We start from the raw sequence: 7,878 nt of genomic DNA, 5'->3' as shown, positions 1-7,878 counted from the left end.
CGCCGCCCGGCTCGGCCGGCTGCGGGCCGGCGGGGAGACCGGGCAGGCCCACGTCCTTCTCTCCGAGGCGGCCGCCGGGCCTGCCAGACGCCTGCCCGTGCTGGTGGGCGAGCTGGAGCGCGCCGGGCTGACCTCGGAGGTGCGGACCCTGCTGTGGGAGGCCGCCTCGCTGCCGCCGGGAGCCCTGGCAGCCGCCGCGGAGTCCCTGGCCGACGCGGGGCTGATCCGGGACTGCCGCCAGCTGCTGAGGCAGGGGGCCGCCCGGCCGGCCGCGGAGGCGGAGGCCGTCGCCGCGGTGCTGTGGTCCTCGGGCCGGGCGGGGGAGGCCGTCACGCTGCTCGCGGCCCTGGTGCGGGCCAGGCCCGCCGAGGAGGTGGCCGGTGCCGCCGTGAACGCGCCGGCCGTGGTCGCGACGCTGCTGGAGGAGGCCGCGCAGACCGTGTCCCCGATGCATCACTACGCGGTGACCAGCGAGCTGCGGCGCGCCGGTGTGCCCCCGGGCTGACGGCCGGGGGCCCGCCGGCCCGGCGAACGGGGCGGTGACGTGTTTCGATAGCGGGCATGATCGACGAACAGCTGGCCGCACAGGTCGAGCAGGCCGTCCGCAAGGCCGCCGAGGAGGAGATCGTGCCGCGCTGGCGGCAGCTCGCCGAGCACGAGATCGCCCGCAAGACCGGCCCGCACGACCTGGTGACGGTGGCCGACCGCTACGCCGAGGTGCACCTCACCTCCGCCCTGACGGAGCTGCTGCCCGGTTCCCTGGTCGTCGGGGAGGAGGGGGTGCACGAGAACCCGGAGGAGTACCGGGCCCTGAGCGGCCCGGACCCGGTGTGGATCATCGACCCCATCGACGGCACCCGGCAGTTCGTCCGCGGCGAGGAGGGCTACGGCTGTCTGGTGGCCCTGGCCCGCGGCGGCGTGCTGGAGGCCTCGTGGACCTACGCCCCCGCTCTCGGGCTGATGGCCGTGGCCCGGCGCGGGGCGGGGGCGTGGCTGAACGGCGAGCGGCTGCGGGCCGGTTCGCCCGCCCCGGGCCAGGTACTGGAGGTGGCCTGCTCCCATCCGGACTACACCACGGTGGCCCAGAAGCGCGCGCTGTCCCGGCTGTGGGACGACCCGCTGGTGGCGCCGCGGCCCTGCGGGGCGGCGGGTCTGGAGTACCTGCGGATCGCCCGCGGGCGGCTGGACGCCGTGGCCTTCTCCTGGGAGAGCGCCTGGGACCACGCGGCGGGCCTGCTGCTGGTCGCCGAGGCGGGCGGGGCGCATCTGACGCTCGACGGAGGGCCGTTCCGCCTGGCCGGGGACAACGCCCTGCCGTTCACCGCGGCGCGTGACGAGGCGACGGCGCGGCGTATCCTCGGTCTGCTGGCCGCCGGCTGACGGACCGGCAGGCCGTCCGCCGAAGGGAGCCGACAGGTGGCATCGATGCGGGACGTGGTCGTGGTGGGCGCCGGGCCGAACGGCCTGACAGCCGCTGCCGAGCTGGCCCGGCGCGGGCTTCGGACCGAGGTGTTCGAGGCGCTGGGCACGGTCGGCGGCGGCGCGCGCACCGAGGAGCTGACACTGCCCGGTTTCCGGCACGACCCGTGCTCGGCGGTGCACCCCATGGGGGCGGGATCGCCGGCCTTCGCGTCGATGCCGCTGGACCGCTACGGCCTGCGGTGGGTCCACCCGGAGCTGCCGCTGGCGCACCCGTTCCCGGACGGCTCCGCGGCCGTGCTGGCCCGCAGCGTCGGTGAGACCGCCGCGTCGCTGGGCCCGCGGGACGCCCGGGCGTACCGCAGGCTGCTGGCCCCCTACGCGGGCAGGTGGGACACGCTCGCCGGGGACTTCCTCACGGTGCCCTGGGACGGCCTGCCGCGCGACCCCCTGACCCTGGCCCGGTTCGGGGCGACGGGACTCCAGCCCGTCGCCTGGCTGACCCGGCGTTTCCGCGGGGAGAAGGCCAGGGCGCTGATCAGCGGGCTGGCGGCGCACGTCATCTCCCCCCTCACCACCCCGGCCACCGGCGCCATCGCGCTGGTGTTCGCGCTGGCCGCTCATGAGCGGGGGTGGCCGCTGGCCGGCGGGGGTTCGCAGGCGGTCTCCGACGCGCTGGCCGGCTACTTCCGGGACCTGGGCGGCGTCGTGCACACCGGGGTGGAGGTCAGGCGCCTGGACGAACTGCCGCCGGCCCGGGCGTACGTGTTCGACACCTCGCCGACCGCGCTGGCCAGGATCGCCGGGCTGGGCCGGGCCTTCCACCGGTTCCGCTACGGCGCCGCCGCCTTCAAGATCGATTACGCGCTGGACGGGCCGGTGCCCTGGTCGTCCCCGCAGGCCCGCCGGGCCGGAACGGTCCACCTCGGTCCCACGACCGACGAGATCGGCACCGCTCTGCGGGACGCCGCCGAGGGCCGGGCGCCCCGGGTCCCGTTCCTGATCACCTCGCAGCCGACCGTTGCCGATCCGGGGCGGGCCCCGGCCGGCAAGCACATCCTGTGGGCCTACGGGCACGTGCCGCGCGGCTGGGACGGCGATCTCACGGACGCCATCGAGCGGCAGATCGAGCGGTTCGCGCCCGGCTTCCGCGACCTGGTGCTGGCCCGGGCGGTCGCCGGTCCCGCCGATCTCGCGCTGCGCAACGCCAACTACGTGGGCGGCGACATCGCCTGCGGGGCGTTCTCCGGCCTCCAGACCATGTTCCGTCCCCGGCTCGCCCGCAACCCGTACGCGACCGCGCATCCGGCGGTGTTCCTGTGCTCCTCCGCCGCCTGGCCGGGGCCGGGCGTGCACGGCATGTCGGGCAGCAACGCCGCCCGGGCGGTCTGGCGCCACCTGCGCCGCACCGGCTGACCACCCGCGGGCCGCCAACTCCGGTCCCAGGAGCGGACGAACATCAGCCGCCCTCCTCCCCGAGGCTCCGCGACCGCCCTCCGGAAGGACCCGTCTCCTCCCCGGGCTCCGTCCCGCGCTGCCGCCCTCGCTCCTCCACGGTGCGGGCGAGCCTGCTCAGACGGGGGTGGCGGGGCCGCTCGGCCCGCTCCTCGACCGCTTCCCCGATCATCGCCCGCACCGCGTCCCGCATGCCGTGCAGCGGCTGGTGCCGGGGCGGGCCCGCCCCGGGGTCGGTCCGCAACTCCCTGACCAGCGCCCAGCACATCAGCAGCATGACCACCACGAACGGCAGTGCCACCAGGATCGTGGCCGTGCGCAGCGCGTCGAGTCCGCCCGCCACCAGCAGCACCGCGGCGACCGCGGCCATGAGCACCCCCCACAGGACGACCAGCCAGCGGCGCGGGTGCAGCGCGCCCCGGCTGGTCAGCGAGCCCATCACCAGCGACGCCGAGTCCGCGCTGGTGACGAAGTAGGCCATCACCAGGATCATGGCGACCACCGAGGTGAGCGGGGTCAGCGGCAGCGTCTCCAGCAGGCCGAACATCGCCGCCTCCTCGCCTTGTTCGGCGATCTCCCCGGTGAGGTCGGCACGGCCGGTGGCATCCTGGCGCAGCGCGCTGCCGCCCATCGTGGAGAACCAGAGCACGGACGCGGCGCTGGGAATCAGCAGCACGCCGACGAGGAACTCCCGCACGGTCCGCCCCCGGGAGATCCGTGCGATGAAGGTGCCCACGAACGGTGCCCAGGACAGCCACCACGCCCAGTAGAAGACGGTCCATGTGCCGAGCCACTCCTGCTCGCCGAACGCCCCGGTCCGCGAGGACATGGCGAGCAGATCCTGGAGATAGGTGCCGACCCCGGCCGGGACGGCGTCCAGGATGTAGACGGTGGGGCCCAGCAGGAAGACGAACACCAGCAGCCCTGCGGCGAGCACGATGTTCATACTGCTGAGCCACTTGATGCCCTTGTGCAGCCCGGAGAAGGCGGAGACGACGAACGCGCTGCCCAGCGCCGCGATGATGACGAGTTGCAGTTCCCGGGACGCCTCGATCCCGGTGGTGACCCCGATGCCGCGGCTTACCTGCAGGGCCCCCAGGCCGAGGCTCGTCGCGGTCCCGAACACGGTGGCGAAGACCGCCAGAAGGTTGATGACCTTACCCGGCCGGCCGGCCGCCCGCCGCTCACCGATGAGCGGCACGAACACCGAGCTGATCTGATTTCCGCGGCCCCGCCGGAAGGTCGCGTAGGCCAGGCCGAGCCCGGCGACGGCGTAGATCGCCCAGGGATGCAGGGTCCAGTGGAAGAAGGAGTACTCCAGGGCAGTGCGGGCCGCCTGGTTGCTTTCCGGCTCCATCTCGGCGAACGGCGGCGGGGAGGCGTAGTGCATCAGTGGTTCGCCCACTCCGAAGAACATCAGGCCGATGCCCATGCCCGCGCTGAACATCATGGCGATCCAGGCGAGGTTCGTGAACTCCGGCTCGCTTCCGTCCTCGCCGAGCCGGATGCGGCCGAACCTGCTCAGCGCGAGCACGACCGCGAGCACCAGGAAGGCGTTGGCGGCGACCATGAACAGCCAGCCGAAGTTGATCAGCACCCAGTCCAGGGCCGTACCGGCGGTGTCGGCGAAGCCTTCGGTGGCCAGCGCCGCCCACCCCACGACCAGCAGCACCACCAGGACCCCGGCGCCGATGACCTGGGGGTCCGGCGGCGGCTCGAGTGCGGGATGCTCCGCCAGGGTGTTTTCGGCCCGGGTTCCGGATTCGGGAGTGTCGGCACTCATACGCGTCACTATGTGCCGGTCCCGCGGCCCGCGGGGGACGGCGCGCCGGGGCGGGGGGAGGCGGGCGGGCCGCCTCCCGGATAAGGTCGCGTGCGGCGTCGAGGACCGGCCACCACGAGACACCAGGGGCGGAACATGACAGAACCGGCGCGCGTGCTGATCGCCGCGGACAAGTTCAAGGGGTCGCTGACCGCGGCGCAGGTGGCCGAGCACGTCACCGCCGGACTGCTCGCGGCCCGCCCCGGGACCAGGATTCGCTCGCTGCCCGTCGCCGACGGCGGCGACGGAACCGTGGCGGCGGCGGTGGCCGCCGGGTCCACCCCCCGGACGACCGAGGTCACCGGCCCGCTCGGCACTCCGGTCACGGCCTCCTGGGCCCTGCGCGGGACCACCGCCGTGGTGGAGATGGCCGAGGCGTCCGGCCTCCGGCACCTGCCCCCGGAACACTTCGCCCCGCTGGCCGCCACCACCCACGGCACCGGGGAGCTGCTGCGCGCCGCGCTGGACGCCGGGGCCCGCACCGTGGTGCTGGGCGTCGGCGGCTCGGCGACCACCGACGGCGGCGCGGGCATGCTGGTGGCGCTGGGCGCCCGGCTGCTGGACGCGGACGGCGCGCCGGTGCCCGCCGGGGGCGGCCCGCTGCGCGCCCTGCACACGGCGGACCTCTCCGGGCTCGACGGCCGGCTGGCCGGTACCGAGGTGGTGCTCGCCGGGGACGTGGACAATCCGCTGACCGGGCCCGAGGGGGCCGCCGCGTTCTACGGCCCGCAGAAGGGTGCCGGCCGGCGTGAGGTCGCCGAGCTGGACACGGCGCTGGAACACTTCGTGCGCGTGCTGGACGGCGGCGACCCGGACGGGCGGGCCGCAGGCTGTGCGCGCTCCCCGGGCGCGGGCGCGGCCGGCGGCCTGGGCTTCGCCGCCCTGCTGGCCCTCGGTGCGGTCTTCCGGCCCGGCATCGAGGTCCTGCTGGAGGTGCTGGGTTTCGACGAGGCGGTGCGGGACGCGGACCTGGTGATCACCGGTGAGGGATCCCTGGACCGGCAGACCCTGCACGGCAAGGCGCCCGCGGGGGTCGCCGCCGCCGCCCGGGCCCGCGGCAGGAAGGTGGTGGCGGTCTGCGGCCGGCTGGCCCTCGGCACCGAGGAGCTGCGTGGCGCGGGCATCGAGGCCGCCTACCCGCTCACCGCCCTCGAACCGGACCCGGACCGCTGCATGGCCGACGCCGCGGCCCTCCTGGAGCGGGCGGCCGGCCGGCTCGCCCGGGACCACCTGTAGTCCGGGGCGCCCCGGGTCTCACGGTGTGGTGGTGGACACCACGTGGACCCGGGGGCGCTCCGGCTTGGTGAGGTCCACCGTGATGGCCACCTCGGGGGCCGTGGGCGACCGCCGGACGACCGTGCCGGCATAGCTGCGCGAGGGGTCACCGAAGTACCAGCCGACGACGTCGGCCTCTTCGGGCCGGATGGTGACGGTTCCCTCGCTCAGCGCGGCGCGCTGCGACCCGAGCGACTCCAGGAACGTGGCCAGCTGGTCCGGGGAAGTGCGGAACTGCACGAACATCGTGCTGCTCTCCCAGGAGTTGGTCTCGTAGTGGGCCACGTACGTCGACCCGTCCGGTATCGGGATGTCGTAGATCCGGCGCTGGACCCTGCTGGGCCACTCGTAGACCAGTCCCCGGGCGGAGGCCGCCCGCTGCTTGTCCTGTCCGCTGTCCCTGCTCTGATGCCCGGAGATCGCGATGTAGCCGGCCGGGATCGCGATGAGCAGGAAGACGGTGAGCGCCATGAGCCAGCGGCGCCGCGGCCGGTACGGGGGCCGCTGCGCGGTCGACACCGCGGGACTGGCGGCGCCGTCCGCCACCGGCTCGCCGTCCGCTTTCTCCGGCTTGCCGCCCGGGGCTCGCCCGCCGATCACCGGCCCTGCACCCACCCTCGCGGTGCCGGCCGGCTCCCCGCGGCCCGGTGGACGCGCTCGGCGCGCCGCCGGTTGGCGCGGCGGAACCGGCGGGCGACCAGCCGGGCGAGGTCGGCGGCCCCGACCATGCCGGCGTCGGTCCCGAGCTCGGCGCGCACGATCCGCGCCTCGGGCCGGTAGCCGCGGCCGGTCAGCTGGCGCCGGAACGCCTCGCGGGCCGGGGCGATCAGCAGGTCGTCGGCCTCGCTGACGCCCCCGCCGACGACGAAGCAGGACGGGTCCAGGGCGGCGGCGAGGTTGGCGATGCCCACGCCGAGCCACTGGCCGATCTCCTGCAGCAGCTCGACGCACATCGGGTCGCCCTGCCGGGCCAGTTCGGTGATCAGCGGCCCGGTGATGTCCGCGACCTGCCCGCCCACCCGCTCGATGATGCCGTGGGCGACCGGGGACTCGGCTGCGGCCAGCTCGCGCGCCTCCCGCACCAGGGCGTTGCCGGAGCTGTACTGCTCCCAGCAGCCGCGGTTGCCGCACGGGCAGCGGTGCCCGCCGGGCACCACCTGGATGTGCCCGAACTCGCCGGCCACACCGTAGGCGCCGCGCTTGATGCGCCCTTCCTCCAGGATGGCGCCGCCGATACCCGTCCCCAGGGTGATCATCACCAGGTGGTCCTCGCCGCGCCCGGCGCCGAAGCGCCACTCGCCCCAGGCGGCGGTGTTCGCGTCGTTGTCGACGAGGATGGGGACCGCCAGCCGGGCGCTGAGCGCGTCCCGCAGCGGCTCGTTGCGCCAGGCCAGATGCGGGGCGAACAGGACGCGGGAGCGGTCGGCGTCCACCCAGCCGGCAGCCCCGATCCCCACCGCGTGCACGTCGTGCCGGTCGGTGAGATCCAGGACCAGCTCGGTGATGGTGTCCTCGACGGCCTTGGCGCTCTTGGACTTCTCGGGAGTCTCGGCGCGCACCCGCTCCAGCACAGTGCCGTCCGCGTCGACCACACCCGCCATCACCTTGGTGCCCCCGATGTCGATGCCGACGGTGGGGACACGGGGGGCGGACAGGTGTGAGCGGCGCTCCCGGGTGGCGATCGTGCGCAGCACGGTGGCCCGGGCCGAAACCCGGGGCACTCGCTCACGGTACGTACTCATCGGGACGATTCTGCCTCACCCGGTCGCCGCCCGGCGCCCCGACGCCGCCGCCGGCCCGCCCCCGCCGTCGCGGTGGGCGGTGAGCGCGGGGAGGACAAGCGTCCGGGCCCGGTGCGTTGCTTTTCCCCGGCGCCTTGGACGACGATCCCCCCGGGGAGAGCCGGA

Annotated in this window: 7 protein-coding genes; 4 read left to right on the top strand and 3 right to left on the bottom strand. The window is 75.2% G+C overall.

The window, feature by feature from the left end; translation table 11 throughout:
• From ABD299_RS23450 to ABD299_RS23440, 3 genes are all read left to right on the top strand, one after another.
• Positions 1–505: hypothetical protein (locus ABD299_RS23450; RefSeq protein ID WP_344266297.1), on the top strand; the 505-nt coding region annotated here is incomplete at its 5' end.
• A gap of 56 nt (positions 506–561) precedes the next feature.
• On the top strand, positions 562–1,380 hold the full coding sequence (locus ABD299_RS23445) for an inositol monophosphatase family protein (protein WP_344266294.1): 819 nt from the start codon (positions 562–564) through the stop codon (positions 1,378–1,380).
• 36 nt (positions 1,381–1,416) lie between these two features.
• Positions 1,417–2,835: a phytoene desaturase family protein gene (locus tag ABD299_RS23440; protein ID WP_344266292.1), complete on the top strand. Its 1,419-nt coding sequence runs from the start codon at positions 1,417–1,419 to the stop codon at positions 2,833–2,835.
• A gap of 43 nt (positions 2,836–2,878) precedes the next feature.
• On the opposite strand, the gene ABD299_RS23435 is transcribed toward ABD299_RS23440, so the two are convergent.
• Positions 2,879–4,657, bottom strand: a complete 1,779-nt coding sequence (locus ABD299_RS23435) for a BCCT family transporter (RefSeq protein ID WP_344266289.1) — start codon at positions 4,655–4,657, stop codon at positions 2,879–2,881.
• Between the two features lie 135 nt (positions 4,658–4,792).
• Between ABD299_RS23435 and ABD299_RS23430 the strand changes: the two genes are divergently transcribed.
• Positions 4,793–5,932: a glycerate kinase gene (locus ABD299_RS23430; protein WP_344266287.1), complete on the top strand. Its 1,140-nt coding sequence runs from the start codon at positions 4,793–4,795 to the stop codon at positions 5,930–5,932.
• Between the two features lie 18 nt (positions 5,933–5,950).
• Here the strand turns inward: ABD299_RS23430 and ABD299_RS23425 are convergent, their stop codons facing one another.
• Positions 5,951–6,571 carry a hypothetical protein gene (locus ABD299_RS23425; protein WP_344266285.1) on the bottom strand — a complete coding sequence of 207 codons (621 nt, stop codon included), beginning with the start codon at positions 6,569–6,571 and terminating at the stop codon, positions 5,951–5,953.
• Complete coding sequence (locus ABD299_RS23420; RefSeq protein ID WP_344266283.1) at positions 6,568–7,713, bottom strand: ROK family glucokinase; 1,146 nt, start codon at positions 7,711–7,713, stop codon at positions 6,568–6,570. The genes ABD299_RS23425 and ABD299_RS23420 overlap by 4 nt, the downstream gene beginning before the upstream one ends.
• Between the last annotated feature and the right edge of the window lie 165 nt (positions 7,714–7,878).

The sequence above is a fragment of the Streptomyces sodiiphilus genome, from assembly GCF_039529215.1.
GTDB classification, from domain to species: Bacteria; Actinomycetota; Actinomycetes; order Streptomycetales; family Streptomycetaceae; genus Streptomyces; species Streptomyces sodiiphilus.
This window is presented reverse-complemented; position numbering and strand designations above follow the sequence as displayed.

Coding starts and splice junctions, on each gene's coding strand:
- ABD299_RS23435 (WP_344266289.1), bottom strand. CDS start 4,657: ATGAGTGCCGACACTCCCGAATCCGGAACCCGGGCCGAAAACACCCTG.
- ABD299_RS23430 (WP_344266287.1), top strand. CDS start 4,793: ATGACAGAACCGGCGCGCGTGCTGATCGCCGCGGACAAGTTCAAGGGG.
- ABD299_RS23420 (WP_344266283.1), bottom strand. CDS start 7,713: ATGAGTACGTACCGTGAGCGAGTGCCCCGGGTTTCGGCCCGGGCCACC.
- ABD299_RS23445 (WP_344266294.1), top strand. CDS start 562: ATGATCGACGAACAGCTGGCCGCACAGGTCGAGCAGGCCGTCCGCAAG.